At 69.7% G+C, this 13,640-nt stretch carries 16 protein-coding genes; 8 read left to right on the top strand and 8 right to left on the bottom strand.

Annotated features, from left to right (window positions below; translation table 11 throughout):
* The first annotated feature begins 1 nt into the window (after window position 1).
* Both ABZ898_RS01435 and ABZ898_RS01430 read left to right on the top strand, forming a co-directional pair.
* Window positions 2-937 (top strand): amino acid ABC transporter permease, encoded by a 936-nt coding sequence (locus ABZ898_RS01435; RefSeq protein ID WP_361651608.1) that lies wholly within the window; start codon window positions 2-4, stop codon window positions 935-937.
* A gap of 38 nt (window positions 938-975) precedes the next feature.
* Window positions 976-1,737 carry an amino acid ABC transporter ATP-binding protein gene (locus ABZ898_RS01430; RefSeq protein ID WP_361652263.1) on the top strand — a complete coding sequence of 254 codons (762 nt, stop codon included), beginning with the start codon at window positions 976-978 and terminating at the stop codon, window positions 1,735-1,737.
* 56 nt (window positions 1,738-1,793) lie between these two features.
* Here the strand turns inward: ABZ898_RS01430 and ABZ898_RS01425 are convergent, their stop codons facing one another.
* Complete coding sequence (locus tag ABZ898_RS01425) at window positions 1,794-2,579, bottom strand: class I SAM-dependent methyltransferase (protein ID WP_361651607.1); 786 nt, start codon at window positions 2,577-2,579, stop codon at window positions 1,794-1,796.
* Between the two features lie 77 nt (window positions 2,580-2,656).
* Between ABZ898_RS01425 and ABZ898_RS01420 the strand changes: the two genes are divergently transcribed.
* A complete protein-coding gene (locus ABZ898_RS01420) occupies window positions 2,657-3,304 on the top strand; it encodes a CGNR zinc finger domain-containing protein (protein WP_361651605.1) in 648 nt (215 codons plus the stop codon).
* Here ABZ898_RS01420 and sodX read toward each other — a convergent pair.
* Window positions 3,190-3,621: a nickel-type superoxide dismutase maturation protease gene (sodX, locus tag ABZ898_RS01415; RefSeq protein WP_361652261.1), complete on the bottom strand. Its 432-nt coding sequence runs from the start codon at window positions 3,619-3,621 to the stop codon at window positions 3,190-3,192. The two genes, ABZ898_RS01420 and sodX, sit on opposite strands and share 115 nt — an antisense overlap.
* 144 nt (window positions 3,622-3,765) lie before the next feature.
* Here sodX and sodN point away from each other — a divergent pair, with 144 nt between their 5' ends.
* Window positions 3,766-4,161 carry a superoxide dismutase, Ni gene (sodN, locus tag ABZ898_RS01410; RefSeq protein WP_217463124.1) on the top strand — a complete coding sequence of 132 codons (396 nt, stop codon included), beginning with the start codon at window positions 3,766-3,768 and terminating at the stop codon, window positions 4,159-4,161.
* A gap of 7 nt (window positions 4,162-4,168) precedes the next feature.
* Here sodN and ABZ898_RS01405 read toward each other — a convergent pair whose 3' ends face one another.
* Both ABZ898_RS01405 and ABZ898_RS01400 read right to left on the bottom strand, forming a co-directional pair.
* Entirely contained in the window at window positions 4,169-5,323 is a 1,155-nt protein-coding gene (locus tag ABZ898_RS01405) for a site-specific integrase (protein ID WP_361651603.1), read from the bottom strand.
* A gap of 21 nt (window positions 5,324-5,344) precedes the next feature.
* A complete protein-coding gene (locus ABZ898_RS01400) occupies window positions 5,345-5,848 on the bottom strand; it encodes a helix-turn-helix transcriptional regulator (RefSeq protein WP_265292550.1) in 504 nt (167 codons plus the stop codon).
* Window positions 5,849-5,968: 120 nt separating this feature from the next.
* Here ABZ898_RS01400 and ABZ898_RS01395 point away from each other — a divergent pair, with 120 nt between their 5' ends.
* The 4 genes from ABZ898_RS01395 (at window position 5,969) to ABZ898_RS01380 (ending at window position 10,531) form a co-directional block, all read left to right on the top strand.
* Entirely contained in the window at window positions 5,969-6,163 is a 195-nt protein-coding gene (locus ABZ898_RS01395; RefSeq protein WP_361651601.1) for a helix-turn-helix domain-containing protein, read from the top strand.
* Between the two features lie 574 nt (window positions 6,164-6,737).
* Complete coding sequence (locus ABZ898_RS01390; protein WP_361652259.1) at window positions 6,738-7,922, top strand: DUF3631 domain-containing protein; 1,185 nt, start codon at window positions 6,738-6,740, stop codon at window positions 7,920-7,922.
* A gap of 373 nt (window positions 7,923-8,295) precedes the next feature.
* Complete coding sequence (locus ABZ898_RS01385; RefSeq protein ID WP_361651599.1) at window positions 8,296-8,847, top strand: hypothetical protein; 552 nt, start codon at window positions 8,296-8,298, stop codon at window positions 8,845-8,847.
* Complete coding sequence (locus ABZ898_RS01380; RefSeq protein WP_361651597.1) at window positions 8,837-10,531, top strand: mobilization protein; 1,695 nt, start codon at window positions 8,837-8,839, stop codon at window positions 10,529-10,531. Before ABZ898_RS01385 ends, ABZ898_RS01380 begins: the two co-directional genes overlap by 11 nt.
* A 65-nt stretch (window positions 10,532-10,596) precedes the next feature.
* Here the strand turns inward: ABZ898_RS01380 and ABZ898_RS01375 are convergent, their stop codons facing one another.
* The 4 genes from ABZ898_RS01375 to ABZ898_RS01360 all read right to left on the bottom strand — a co-directional run bounded on the left by ABZ898_RS01375 (window position 10,597) and on the right by ABZ898_RS01360 (window position 13,640).
* Window positions 10,597-11,175: an HAD domain-containing protein gene (locus tag ABZ898_RS01375; RefSeq protein ID WP_361651595.1), complete on the bottom strand. Its 579-nt coding sequence runs from the start codon at window positions 11,173-11,175 to the stop codon at window positions 10,597-10,599.
* Between the two features lie 30 nt (window positions 11,176-11,205).
* Window positions 11,206-11,901 carry a class I SAM-dependent methyltransferase gene (locus tag ABZ898_RS01370; RefSeq protein ID WP_361651594.1) on the bottom strand — a complete coding sequence of 232 codons (696 nt, stop codon included), beginning with the start codon at window positions 11,899-11,901 and terminating at the stop codon, window positions 11,206-11,208.
* Entirely contained in the window at window positions 11,902-12,813 is a 912-nt protein-coding gene (locus ABZ898_RS01365; RefSeq protein ID WP_361651592.1) for an aminoglycoside phosphotransferase family protein, read from the bottom strand.
* A 77-nt stretch (window positions 12,814-12,890) separates the two neighbouring features.
* Window positions 12,891-13,640 carry a hypothetical protein gene (locus tag ABZ898_RS01360; RefSeq protein ID WP_361651590.1) on the bottom strand — a complete coding sequence of 250 codons (750 nt, stop codon included), beginning with the start codon at window positions 13,638-13,640 and terminating at the stop codon, window positions 12,891-12,893.

Here is a 13,640-nt window from a genome sequence, read left to right as displayed (position 1 = left end):
TGTGACTGACATCGAGAAGACGGCCGGGGACAAGGGCGCTGCCCCGGCCGTGCCGGAGGCCATCAGGGCCATCCCGGTCAAGCACTACGGACGCTACGTGTCCGCCGTCGTCGCCATCGCCCTGCTCGCGGCGATCGTGTACGCCTTCAGCCAGGGCAAGATCAACTGGCAGGCGGTCCCCGACTACTTCTTCGACGACCGCATCCTGACCGGCGTCGGCAAGACGCTGCTGCTGACGGTCCTGTCGATGGTGATCGGCATCGTGGGCGGCATCGTCCTCGCGGTGATGCGGCTGTCGAAGAACCCGGTGACCTCGTCGATCTCCTGGTTCTACATCTGGTTCTTCCGCGGCACCCCGGTGCTGGTGCAGCTGTTCCTGTGGTTCAACCTGGGTCTCGTCTTCGAGTACATCAACCTGGGCCCGATCTACAAGAACTACTGGTCGGACTTCATGACGCCGCTGCTCACGGCGCTGCTGGGCCTCGGCCTCAACGAGGCCGCCTACATGGCGGAGATCTGCCGGGCCGGCCTGCTCGCGGTCGACGAGGGGCAGACCGAGGCGTCGCACGCGCTGGGCATGAGCCACGCCAAGACGCTGCGCCGGGTCGTCATCCCGCAGGCGATGCGCGTGATCGTGCCGCCCACGGGCAACGAAGTGATCAACATGCTGAAGACGACCTCGCTCGTGGCGGCCGTCCAGTATCCCGAACTCTTCCGCTACGCCCAGGACATCGGCCAGAACTCGGGCGCACCGGTGGAGATGTACTTCCTCGCCGCCGCCTGGTACCTGATCATGACCTCGATCCTGAGCGTGGGCCAGTACTACATCGAGCGGTACTACGCCCGAGGCTCCAGCCGCCAGCTGCCTGCCACCCCGTGGCAGAAGGTGAAGGCGAACATGTTCTCCCTGGGCCGTCCGAAGGGAGGCGCGGCATGACCGACAAGCTGAGCAAGACGGACACTCCGCCGAAGGCGATCGTGCCGATGGTGAAGTCCGAGGGCGTGCACAAGTCCTTCGGCTCGGTGGAGGTCCTCAAGGGCATCGACCTGGAGGTGAAGCCGGGCGAGGTGTTCTGCCTCATCGGCCCCTCCGGCTCGGGCAAGTCGACGTTCCTCAGGTGCATCAACCACCTGGAGAAGGTCAACGCCGGACGCCTCTACGTCGACGGCGAGCTGGTCGGCTACCGCCAGAAGGGCGACAAGCTGTACGAGCTGCGCGACAGCGAGGTCGCGCTGAAGCGCCGGGACATCGGCATGGTCTTCCAGCGCTTCAACCTCTTCCCGCACATGACGGCCGCGGAGAACATCGCCGAGGCGCCCGTGCAGGTCAAGGGCGTCTCCCGGCGGGCGGCGCAGGAGCAGGCGATGGAGCTGCTGGAGCGGGTGGGCCTCGCCGACAAGGCGGGCAACTACCCCTCCCAGCTCTCCGGCGGCCAGCAGCAGCGGGTGGCGATCGCGCGGGCGCTCGCCATGGAGCCCAAGCTGATGCTGTTCGACGAGCCGACGTCGGCGCTCGACCCGGAGCTGGTGGGTGACGTCCTGGACGTCATGCGCGACCTGGCCGAGTCGGGCATGACGATGGTCGTCGTCACCCACGAGATGGGCTTCGCCCGTGAGGTCGGGGACAGCCTGGTCTTCATGGACGGCGGCGTGGTCGTCGAGTTCGGCCACCCGCGCGACGTCCTGACCGACCCCCAGCACGACCGCACCAAGTCGTTCCTGTCGAAGGTGCTGTAAGCCGCGACCCGCGAGGGGCGGTACGGGTTCAGCCCCGTACCGCCCCTCGCGCGTTGTCACTTCAGGGCGAGCAGCAGGGTGTCCGAGGGCGAGCACCACACCGGCCGGACCTCCGCGAACCCCTTCTCGCGCAGGGCCGCCGCATGCCAGGCGGCGGAGGGGGTGTCGCCGTCCGCGTGCTCGCCGTAGATCTCGTAGCGGCGGGCGGTGGGTCCGGCGAGGACCGGGTCCTGGGCGGCGAGCCGCCACCACTCGGACCAGTCCAGCACGCCGTCGCGCTTGGCCCGCTCCATGCCGGCGTGACGCTGCGCGTGCTCGGCCGCGTTGATCCGGGGCGTGGACTCGTCGGGCATGTGGTCGGCGTTCATGAAGACCCCGCCCTCCCGCACCAGCGGGGCGAGCTGTCCGTAGAGCGTGGCGAGGGCGCCGCTGTGCAGCCAGTGCAGCGCGGTCGCCGTGAGGACGGCGTCGTAACTCCCGTGCGGCAGGGCCGCCGGCCAGTCGGGGCTCTTGAGGTCGGCCTCCACGAGGGTGACCCGGTCGTCGCCCTCGAAGGTGCCGCGCGCGATGGCCAGCAGCGCCGGGTCGAGGTCGACGCCGGTGCTGGTCGCCCCGGGGAAGCGGGCGAGCAGCCGCGCGGTGATGCTGCCGGTGCCGCAGGCGAGGTCGAGCACGCGCGGGGCGGTGCCGACGAGCGCCTCGACCATGTCGAGCATGACCCGGAACCGCTCCTCGCGGTCGGGGAGGTACCACTCCTGCTGCCGGTCCCAGCTCTCCTGCCAGGCGGTCCAGTTCGTTCCCGTACCCGTGGTGGTCACGATTTCCCGTCCCTTTCCCCGCATGCGTAATACCCTGGAAGCGCGATCGGCTGTTACCCGGCCGCGGACACGACCATAGAGCGCCTCCGTAAGGACTACAAGTGGAACTCGCCCATTACTCGGATTACGCCGTGCGACTCGTCAACAGCGAGGAGCCGGGCCAGGGCAAGGACTCCCTGACCTCGGTCGAGGCGGTGCGCGACCTCTTCGGCGCCAACGCGTCGGCGGCCCGCCGCGCCGCCGACGCCGATGTCACACGATTCCGTTCGGTGCGCGGCAGGCTGCGCTCGGTGTTCGAGGCGGCCGACGCGGGTGACGAGACGCTGGCCGTGGACCTGCTCAACTCCCTGCTGCTGGAGTTCCCGGTCAGCCCGCAGATCTCGGGCCACGACCACCGCGACGACGACGGCCGCCCGCTGTGGCACATGCACCTGGCCGACCACCCGTCGAACGCGACCGCCGGGTACGCGGCCATCGCCGCGATGGGCCTGGCCTTCCACCTGACCGAGTACGGCGTCGACCGGCTGGGCCTGTGCCAGGCCGCCCCCTGCCGCAACGCCTACCTGGACACCTCCACCAACCGCTCCCGGCGCTACTGCTCCGACCGCTGCGCGACCCGCGCCAACGTCGCCGCCTACCGCGCCCGCAAGCGCCTGGCCGCCGACCGGTCCGACGGCAACGGCCTGGCCGCCGAGAACGCCCAGCGCAGCAGCGCCAGCGGCGAGCGCCGGCCGGCCGGCGGGCGGTAGCGCAGCCACGCCCGCCCGAGGATCAACTCCTCGGGCACGACGCCGTAGTCGGTGCTGTCCCCACCGGCGTACGGGTTGTCGCCGAGCACCCACCAGCCGCCCTCGCGGCGCTCGACCGCGCGCTTGACGACCAGCAGATCCTGCTGGAACGGGTGACGCAGGACGACGATCTCCCCCGGCCTGACCGGAGTGCCGTACCGCAGCAGCAGCCGGTCCCCGTGACGCAGCGTGGGCACCATGGAGGGACCCGTGACCTCGGCGATCCCGAAGGGCGGCAGCGCCCGGCCCCGCTCGGTCTCCTGCGACAGCTCCGGCATCCCCGGCACCTCCCCGGTCCGTTCCTCCACAGTCCCAGTCTGACCCCGGACTTTTGTCCTAAGCCCTGGGGGGCACTCGGGAAAACCAGTCCCTCAGGGAGTAATGTCCCACCTGAGAAGACGATCACGAGGAAGGAACGCTCCATGCTTTCCCGCCTGTTTGCCCCCAAGGTCAAGGTCAGCGCCCACTGCGACCTGCCCTGCGGTGTGTACGACCCCGCTCAGGCCCGCATCGAGGCGGAGTCGGTGAAGGCCATCCAGGAGAAGATGGCCGCCAACGACGACCCGCACTTCCAGATCCGTGCCACGGTGATCAAGGAGCAGCGCGCCGAGCTCGCCAAGCACCACCTGGACGTGCTCTGGAGCGACTACTTCAAGCCGCCGCACTTCGAGAGCTACCCGGAGCTGCACACCCTGGTCAACGAGGCGGTCAAGTCCCTCTCCGCCGCCAAGGCCTCCTCCGACCCGGCGACGGGCCAGAAGGCCCTGGACTACATCGCCCAGATCGACAAGATCTTCTGGGAGACGAAGAAGGCTTGATCTTTAATCATGCCTTCTGACCTGCGATTTCTATGGTTGCAGCGTCTCCCAGTCCGCACCCGGTCCGCAGGCCGCCGAGAACGGCGTCCATGACGGTCCGGGTGCGGTCTTCTTCGCCCGGCCACAGGTGGGCGTAGATCCGCAGCGTGATGACTGCGGACGCGTGGCCGAGAACCAGCTGGACCTGCTTGACGCTCGCGCCGCCGGCGATGAGGGCGGAGGCGTAGAAGTGGCGCAGGTCGTGGGTCACCATGTGCGGCAGCTCGACGGGCTTGCGGCCCTCGCGCTCGGCCGCCTCGTTCTCCGCTGCTTGAAGCGTCCTGCGGGCGCAGTTCCACTCCGTCTTCCAGCGGCGGTAGTTGAGAGGCTCACCCTCCTCCATCGTGAACAGCCACTCCTTGGAGGGGCGTGCGGCGAGGTGCGCGAGGAGGGCGTCTGTGGCCACCTCACCGACCGGGACGGTACGCCGGGACTTGGCGGTCTTCGGCGGGCCGATCTTCCCGGACTGGAGGCGCTGCCGCTCTACCCGGAGGGTGCCGGCCTTGAAGTCGACGTCCGAGACCTTGAGGCCGAGCAACTCGCCTATTCGCAAGCCTGATCCGGCAAGGGTGACGATCGCCGCGCGGATGTACGGCGGCATCACGCGGGCCATGGCCTCGACCTGCGCAACCGTGGGCGGGGTGACCTCCTCGTCCGGCATGGGCGGAAGGGTGATCCGGCGGCACGGGCTGGAGGCGATGACCTTGTCCTCGACGGCCGCGGTCATGAGGCGCACGAGGACGTCGTAGACGTTGCGCACGCTGCCGGGGCCGAGCAGCTCGGACAGGCTCTTGAAGAGCACCTGGAGGTCGTTGCGGCGTATCGCCGCCATGGCGCGGGAGCCCAGTGCCGGGACGAGATGGAGTCGGAGCGCGTTGTCGGTGATGCGCTCCCCCGCCTCGCTGGCGATGAGTGACTCCTCCCACTTCTTCGCGTACTTCTCGAAGGTGATCCGTCCGGCGCGCGGGTCCACGTATTGGCCGGTCACGATGCTGGCCGTGACCTCGTCCAGCCAGCGCTGAGCGTCGATCTTGCGGTCGAAGTGGCGGGCGTGCTCCTTGCCGTCGAGGTCTCGGTAGCGGGCCCGCCATTTGCCATTGGGGCGCTTCTGAATGTTCGCCAAGTGGCTTCTCCCTCGGGTTGGTTATCGGTGGTAGCCGCCGCCCTCGATGTGCTCGGTGAGGGTGCGGGCGTCGCGCTCGTCGCCCATGAGGCGAAGGCACTGTTCGTGGATGGCCCGTGAGCTGTCGGGGTGGGCCTGGATGTAGTCGGCGATACCGATGACGGCGCGGTGCAGGCGGTCCTCGGCGTCGCGTGTCTCGTAGTACGCCTCGACGGCTTCCTGGACGAGCCGTCTGCTGTCGAGGTCCAGCCCTTCCAACGGCGGGGACATCAGCTCTTCGAGGGGCAGCTCGAAGACGCGGGCGAAGGCGAGGGCTTCGTCGACGTTGATACGGCGGCGTGGCGTGCCGTTCTCAATGCGCCAGACGGCGGTCTGGTTCATCTTGACGCCGGCCTTGGACACCCGGTCTGCCAGCTCGATCGTGCTCCACCCTCTGACCTCGCGCTCCAGTGCCACCCGTGCGGCGATGTTGCCCTCGCTATAGAGCAGCGGCACCTCACCGCCGTCGGCCTTATCGCCTGTCATCGGACCTCCATCATGACCATCACTATCCCAATTGAAACATATCCTTGCCGATTTGGTTAACCGGCGATCGTCGAGTACAACCTATGCAGAACGGATTGCCGCCTAGTCGATTGGGAATGCATGCGATACCTGACCACCGCCGAGGTCGCCGAGCGCTACCGCACAGCGGAGAGCACTGTCCGCTACTGGCGCCAGATCGAGAAGGGCCCGCGCGGCATCAAGATCGGCAAGCGGGTGCTGTACCCCGAGGCCGAGCTGCTGCGCTACGAGCGGGATCTGATCGAGGGCCGAGACGAGTGGGGTCTGGCCTCCTGAGCCGCCGGAGGCCCGGGACACGGAAACGGCCCTCGGCGCGCCAACGCCGAAGGCCGGAGAGTCCCCCGCACACAGCCCATCCCTGAACGAACAAGCCGACGAGGGGCTGGACCTTGCCCGTCCTGCCCCTCGTCTGAGAGGAACGTCTATGGAGGACTCTACGTCCCCCACCAACCCGAACACGGTCCCCGAGGTCAACTGGCCCGAGGTCGCGGTCCCCGGTCAAGGCGTCCCCGGACGCCGCGGGGACGAGCATTCTGCTGATGCGGTATCAGGGGACCGTCCCCGCGATACATCCGGTCCCCTGTCGGCGCGAACCACGGTCCCCATACCCAATTCCGTTGGAGACGTGCAGGTCAGCGGCATCGGCGCGCCAACGGGGACCGGTCCCCAAGACTCTGGAGTTGCACCAGGGGACCGCAGCGGGGACCGGGACAGCGGCCGTCACCTGTCGCCGGGGACCGACGTCCCCGTGGAGCGGGCCGAGCAACAAGAGAGCGCAGCCACCGATGGCGGGACACGCGCCGGCGGCCATGAAGGCGCCGGTGCTCAGGTAGCCGCTGAGGGGGTCGCGCTGCTGGACGAGTTGCGGGCAGCGATCGGCAAGTACGTGGTACTGCCCAGCGAGGAGGCGCTGACCACTGTCACCTTGTGGGTGGCGGCCACGCACATCCAGACGGCTCTGCAGCATGCTCCGCGTCTGGCGGTGGTGAGCCCTACGAAGGGGTGCGGCAAGTCCCGGGTTCTGGATGTACTCCACGAGACAGTGCACCAGCCGATGATGACGGTGAACACCTCCCCGGCGGTCATCTTCCGGATCATCGGCAAGAACCCGCCTACTCTGCTGGTGGACGAGGCGGACACCATCTTCGGCCCCAAGGCGACCGGTGACAGTGAGATCCTGCGCGGCCTGCTGAATGCCGGGCACCAGCGCAACCGGCCCGCCTGGCGAATCTCCGGTCCGGATCACAAACCGACCCCGTTCCCTACCTTCGCCATGGCTGCCATCGCGGGTATCGGCGACTTGCCGGACACGGTCATGGATCGGGCGGTCGTTCTGCGGATGCAGAAGCGCAAGCCGGGCGAAAAGGTCACCCCGTTCCGCTCCCGGTATTCGGTGCCGGAACTCAACGCGCTGCGTGACCGGCTGACCGCCTGGCTGGGTCCCCTGCGCGGGCAGGCTGCCCGAATGGTGCCGCAGATGCCGGTGGAAGACCGGGCGGCGGACACCTGGGAGCCGCTGGTCATCATCGCCGACCTGGCAGGCGGCCAGTGGCCCGCCCAGGCTCGTGCCGCCTGCTTGGCCATGACCCGCCACGAGGCGGCCCAGGACGAGCAGAGCAGCCTCAAGACGCGGCTCCTGCGCGACATCCACCGCATCTTCGCGCAGGCGGACAACCCCGAGGCCCTGGCCACTCAGGATCTGGTCGCCTCGCTGCTCCAGGACGCTGAGGCCCCGTGGGCGGAGTACGGCACCAAAGGGCTGAACGCGTACCACCTGAGCAACCTGCTGCGGGACTTCAACATCAGCCCGGCCAACTACCGGTTCGACAAGGGCAGGCAGGCCAAGGCATACATGCGCAACCGGTTCCTGGACGCCTGGGCCCGCAACTGCCCTGACCTCGTCGAGGCGGCACCCGAGCCCGAACGCGGCGCCGCCCCCGCCCGCATGCCGCAGGGCAGGCCGCCCGCCGCCCCGGCGGGGACGCTGCCTGTCGGCCCGCCCGGTGGCCCCGCCGGACCGAAGCGCGCTCTCTGATCCCACCGGGGTCCGTATCACTCCGTCGCATCCGTCCCCGCGCAGGTCAGCGCGGGGACGGACTCTGTCGCCGGGACGGATTTCTCCGTACCTGCCCGCGTCTCCGTACCTGCGTTGACCAGGCATGCGACGGATGCGACGGACGTGACACAGCCCGATCCCCCTCTCCTTCGGAGCACCCACCATGCACACCGAGAACGACACGAACCCCTCTTCGTCCCGCCGCTGGGGTTGGTTCAGCCGGGACCGACGAACAGCAGCAAGCTGGAGCGAACGAGCCCCTAACGGGGCTTCGTCCGCGCTTGCCTCCGCCCCTGGGGTGGCGGCGGGAGAGGGGGCCGGGCGCCAGCGGGCGCCCGAGCCTGAGGAGGGGATGCCCGAGCCCCGCACCGCGTCTCCCGCCGACAGCACCGAGCAGCCCGTCGCCGGCTCCAACACCCCACTCGCCGAGACGTCTGCCCGTCAAGCGCCCGCGGCCGTTGAGCAGCCCTCGTGGCGTGAGCCCGACGCCCCCGCACTGCCCGCGCGGATGAACCGCAAGCGCACTATCGAGAAACGCGACCAGGAAAAGAAGATCCGCTTTACCCCGACCGCGGTCCGCCTCATCGATGCCGAGGCCAGGCGGCGCCACCAGAAGTTCGCCGGCTTCGTCGGCGACGCCGCCCTCGCCGTCGCGCTCGGCAAGGCGGGCATGGTCGGCAGCCCAGAGGACGACCCCATCCGCCCGCTTGTGGAAGCCATCGAAGCGCACACCAAGGCGCTGAACCGGATCGGCACCAACCTCAACCAGGTCACGACAGCCATCCACTCCGGCGCGATACCCGAGCGTGCCGAGGCCGTCCTCGACCGCATTGAGCAGGCCGCCCAGGCCAGTTACGCACTCATGGACCGGCTCTTGGCGGAAGGAACCGGTCATGGTGCCTGACGTCTCCACCGGCTCCAGCACCCTCGGCCTGATCAACTACCTCTTCGGCAAGGGGAGGCGCGACGAGCACACGGACCCCCACATCGTGGCTGCCTGGGACATGGCCGGCGCCCCCGACCCCGGCCGCGACCCCACCGCCACCTACACCCAGCTCGCCCGGCGCCTGGACCACCACGTCGACCTCCGCACCCGGGAACTCGGCGGAAAGCAGCCACCGCAGCATGTGTGGCACTGCCCGGTGCGCACCGCGCCCGGCGACCGCTACCTCACCGACGCTGAGTGGGCCGAGGTTGCCCGCCGCGTCGTAGCCGCCACGGGCATCGCCCCCGAGGGAGACGACAAGGCGTGCCGCTGGATCGCGGTCCGGCATGCCGACGACCACATCCACATCATGGCCACCACCGTCCGAGCCGACGGCCGCCGCCCTCGTACGAACCGGGACGGCTGGCGGGCACAGCTGGAATGCCGCAAGATCGAGGCCGAGTTCGGGCTGCGCCGCCTGAAGTCCGGTGACCACACTGCCCCGCGTACCCCGACCGGCGCCGAGCGGGCGAAGGCGGAACGCCAGGGCCGGGAGGAGACCGCGCGGGAGTGGCTGCGCGCGCAGGCGTACGCGGTCGCCGCCGCCGTACGCAGCATCGACGAATACTTCACCGTGCTGCGCTCCCTCGGCATCCAGGTCAAGCCGCGCATCGGCCCCGAGACCGGCGAGGTGACCGGCTACAGCCTGGCCGCGCCCGGCGACACCAGCAAGGACGAGCCCATCTGGTTCGGGGGCTCAAGCCTCGCCCCCGACTTGTCCTACAACCGCCTGTGTGAACGCCTCCCCACCCAGCCCCTGGCCGACCGCCCCCAGCAGATGGCGGACCCGGCCGAACGGTGGCACCGCGCCGAAACCGCCATCCGCGACGCCCACGCCGTCCTCGACTCGGGAGACGACACCGTGGCCCAGGGGTACCTGGATGCCTTCGGCGACACCCTTCACAACCTGGCCCTCACCGCCAACGGCGGGCATCGGGCCGAACTGCAGGCCGCGGCACGGGCGTTCAACCGCGCCCGCCGCTCGGCGATCCGGGCCGACCACCAGGCCGCTACCGCCCTGCGGGAAGCCGCCAAGGAACTCGCCTACGCCTCACACAATCCGGGCGGACTCGCCATCGCCCTGATCTTCGCCGCGCTCCACGTGGCGCGCGCCGCCGCCAAGTGGCATGAGCAGCGCGGTCACGAGCAGCAGGCCGCCGCGGCCGAAGAAGCCTTCCGCCACCTGCAGGCCGGTTACCAGCAGGCCGCCCAGCCAGTCTTGGCGGATCTCGCCCATCGCGCACCACGTGCCACAACAGCCAACCGCTTCGAGCAGGACCTGCGCGCAGTCCTCCCCGACCACGCCGACCGCGTCCTCTCCGATCCCGCATGGCCAGCCCTGACCACGACCCTCGCCCGCGCCGAGACCGCCGGCCACAACCCCCGCCGCCTCCTGTCCGAGGTCGGCGCCCGGAGGGAACTCGACAGTGCCGAGCATCCCGCCGAGGTCCTCAACTGGCGCATCACCGCTCAACCGGACAGGCGCGCTCAGGCAGCACGTAGGAAAAGCACCATCAGCGGCACGACGTCCATGTCCGCCGCTCCACATCCTCCGGCCACACCAGTGAACATGGCGCCCGAAGAACGTGGTCGGCACCGCTGAACCCGGTCGGATGCCCTCGCCATACCGCGCGGCGGGGGCATCGACTGTTCTGCCACGGCTCCGCGTCAGGCTGCTTCGGTTCCGCTTGGAGCAGCGGGTGCACCAGTCCGCACGGCGAGTAGCCGCCCGGACCACGCTCGGGCTTCGGCCAGGTGTTCAGCCTGCAGCCCGGCACGGGGATCAGGCTGTACCAGCAGGGTCACCGCGCCACGGGCGGTGCGCTCCGCGGCCCAGGAGTGGTCGAGGTCAGTGAAGTCGTCGTCAATCCACACAGCGGGGGCGTCAGCCAGCCACGCGTCGACGTAGTCGCGTTTCCACAGGTAGCCGTTGGGGTGGCTTGTTGTGATCTTGGGGCGCGGGAGATCGACGTGCGGCAGGGGTGGGAGACCGAGGAGCGGTCCGATCAGAGTGGCGGCGTCCTGGCGCCAACTGGTGCACCAGACCGGCGTGACCATGCCGGTACGGATCACTTCCATGAGCATGGGGCCATGGGCGGGGTTGAGCCAGATGGTGACCGGGGCGTCGGCGCTGCGGCCAGTGGGGACGACGTCGTGGCGGGCGTGGGTGGCTGGGGTCGAGCCCTCCGCGTCGGGGAAAGGTATGAGGACGCCGTCGATGTCGAGGAGCAGGTAGGGCGGGCGCATCGGATTCTCCCAGGGGAGCCGGGGTGAGGGTCAGAGTTTGCGCGCGGTGATCAGCAGGGTGGTGGGCCAACAGCCTCCGTGGCGGGCGTCGTGGAACTCCTTGGCCGAGGTCAGCCAGAGGCCAGCGCGGTCGAGGTGTTTCTCCCAGCGGTCGGCGTCGAAGTCCCAGCGGGCGAGGGGCAGTCGGGTGCGGTCGGGGAGGGTGACGTAGTCGCGGCGCGGCCGGTCGTCGGTGGCCGGGCGGAGGCCGCCGCGTTGCGGGTGAGGAACGGAGAAGGCGAGAGTGCGGCCGGGCTTGAGGTGCTGGGCGATGGCCGGGAGTAGGAGTTCGGGGGCGACGAGCCCGATGGCGCCGAAGACGGAGTAAACCGCGTCGAATTGCTCGTCTGAGGCTTGCAGGTAGTACAGAGCGTGGCCCGCCACGAAGGTGAGGCTGTTCAACCGGCCGTAGTGCGAGCGGGCTCGACGGACCTGCAGGCCGACGAGGTCGACGCCGGTGACCTGGGCACCGTAGCGGGTGGCGAGGTGGGCGGCGTTGTGGCCGGGGCCGCAGCCGAGTTCCAGCAGCCGCTTGCGCCGCAGGTCCGGGCCGAGAGTCTCGGCGCCGGGCCCGGTGCCCGGCCGCGTGGTCCACTCCATCCGCGCGGGGACCGAGAGTGGCTCGGCAGGGTTTGCCGTGGTGCGTTGTAGGGCGTGGACGTACCAGGGGGAAGCGTGGGCGAGCACCTAGACCCCCAGGAAGTGGAGGACGTCGGTGAGGTGGCGGCGTACGGCCTTGATGTAGGCGGGGTCGGTGGCTGGGTCGTTGATCCAGCGGATCGACTGCTCCATGAACCACTCGACGGCCCACATGCGATGCCAGCCCAGGGCCCAATTCTCGGCGGTGAGCCCGCCACGCTGGGTGAGGGCGTCGGGGGTGCCGCCGGCGGTGACGTACTGCTCCAGGAAGACCCGCAGGCGTACGGGGTCGGGGGCGTCGACAGTGCCGTGCCAGCTGGCGAGGTCGAGCAGGCCGGGGCCGGTGAAGGCGCGGGCGAAGTCCAGCAGCCGCCAGCCGTGTCGGCCGATGTGGAGGCTGGTGGGGTGGAACTCGGAGTGCACCCAGCCGAATGGAGCCACTGTGGCACCGGCCGAGCGTGTCTCGGCGGCCTGGGCGATCCGATCGAGCGCGTCCTCGACGTCGTCCGCCTCCTGCCACCGGTCGGCCTTGCGGAGTTGGGCGAGGTGCTCCAGGGCGCGGTCCGGCAGCGTACGGAGGCGGGCCTGGTCGAGGACGGGCAGGGCGGGTGCAGTACGGGTGCCGTGCAGGACCACGGCCGCGGCGGTGCCGTCGAGGTCGTCGGCGTCGCGGACGGCGGGGTCGAGGTCCTCCATGAGCATGCCGAGCCAGCCGTCCAGGACCGCGGAGGCGTGGACCTGCGGGACGGGAACGCCGAGCGTGCGCGCCAGACGGAGAGCTTGATCCTCGCTGTCGAAGGGCCGCTTCGCGTACTTGAAGATCGCGGTGGTGGCGTCGGGGAAGGTCAGGCGCTCGACACCGGACATGGACCACACGCGCACCTCCTCGCGCCCGGCGGTGGTGCGGCCGACCATGGTGAGCAGGTTGTCGAGGAGTTCGGCGCTGGGGTTCGCGGTCACGTGATGGCTCCAAGGAGGTTGAGGGCGTCCAGGGTGGGCGAGGGGTGCCGGCCCGCCCCGGAGCCTGGTGTGCGGTGTTACGCGGCTGGGCTCACGCGGTGGGCGTAGACCTGCTCGATCCATCCGGCCTTGAAGGCCGCGAGGTCGTCACGGAAGGCGGCCATCGAGGCACCGTAGGGCGCGACGACGCCACCGGTCTGGTCCGGCACGGACTGGCAGCCGTGCACAAGTCGGCCCCCGAGGGCGGCGTGGGCCTTGATGGACTCGATGCGGCGGTGCTCGTTGAACCAGCCGCCGTGGTAGACCTCGTCGAGCATGCCGCCCATCTCGTCGCTCAGGTCGAAGACGACGGAGGTGGCGGCGGGGAAGAACCAGCACGGGCCGACGTTGGAGATGTGCCCGTCCAGCTCCACCTTGTTCAGCGCCATCAGCGTGGCCGCCTCGCGCAGCATCCGCAGATGCTCGGCGGTGATCTGCGGCAGGCCGAGGCCAGCGAGGTGCTCGTCGCGGAAGAGGTACCTGTACACCGCGTGGGCGGTGGACAGCACGTGGGCAGCGTCCGAGGTGGACTCGGCGTGGGCCTTGATGAAGTCCAGTGCGAGCTGCTCGACGGCGCTCTCAGTGCTCTCCTGCACCTCCAGGAGCTGGGACTTGACCAGCTCCCAGTCGGCGACGAGCCAGGAGCTGGACTCGAAGCGGAAGAAGTACTCGGCCGGGTCGATGGTGATGCGCCGGCCGTCGACCTGGATGCCGGGCAAGCGGCTCCAGCGCTCGTCGAACGCCTCGGGCAGCTCGACCGTGATGGCCTTGGTGTCGATGGTGGTCAC

Source organism: Streptomyces sp. NPDC046860 (assembly GCF_040645115.1).
GTDB lineage: Bacteria > Actinomycetota > Actinomycetes > Streptomycetales > Streptomycetaceae > Streptomyces.
The sequence above is the reverse complement of the archived record's forward strand: the minus strand, read 5'-3'. Positions and strand labels throughout refer to the sequence as shown.

What these genes read in the sequence shown, in the direction of transcription:
- ABZ898_RS01425 (WP_361651607.1), bottom strand. Translation starts at nt 2,579, where the DNA reads ATGCGGGGAAAGGGACGGGAAATCGTGACCACCACGGGTACGGGAACG.
- sodX (WP_361652261.1), bottom strand. Translation starts at nt 3,621, where the DNA reads ATGCCGGAGCTGTCGCAGGAGACCGAGCGGGGCCGGGCGCTGCCGCCC.
- sodN (WP_217463124.1), top strand. Translation starts at nt 3,766, where the DNA reads ATGCTTTCCCGCCTGTTTGCCCCCAAGGTCAAGGTCAGCGCCCACTGC.
- ABZ898_RS01400 (WP_265292550.1), bottom strand. Translation starts at nt 5,848, where the DNA reads ATGACAGGCGATAAGGCCGACGGCGGTGAGGTGCCGCTGCTCTATAGC.
- ABZ898_RS01395 (WP_361651601.1), top strand. Translation starts at nt 5,969, where the DNA reads ATGCGATACCTGACCACCGCCGAGGTCGCCGAGCGCTACCGCACAGCG.
- ABZ898_RS01385 (WP_361651599.1), top strand. Translation starts at nt 8,296, where the DNA reads ATGCCCGAGCCCCGCACCGCGTCTCCCGCCGACAGCACCGAGCAGCCC.
- ABZ898_RS01380 (WP_361651597.1), top strand. Translation starts at nt 8,837, where the DNA reads ATGGTGCCTGACGTCTCCACCGGCTCCAGCACCCTCGGCCTGATCAAC.
- ABZ898_RS01375 (WP_361651595.1), bottom strand. Translation starts at nt 11,175, where the DNA reads ATGCGCCCGCCCTACCTGCTCCTCGACATCGACGGCGTCCTCATACCT.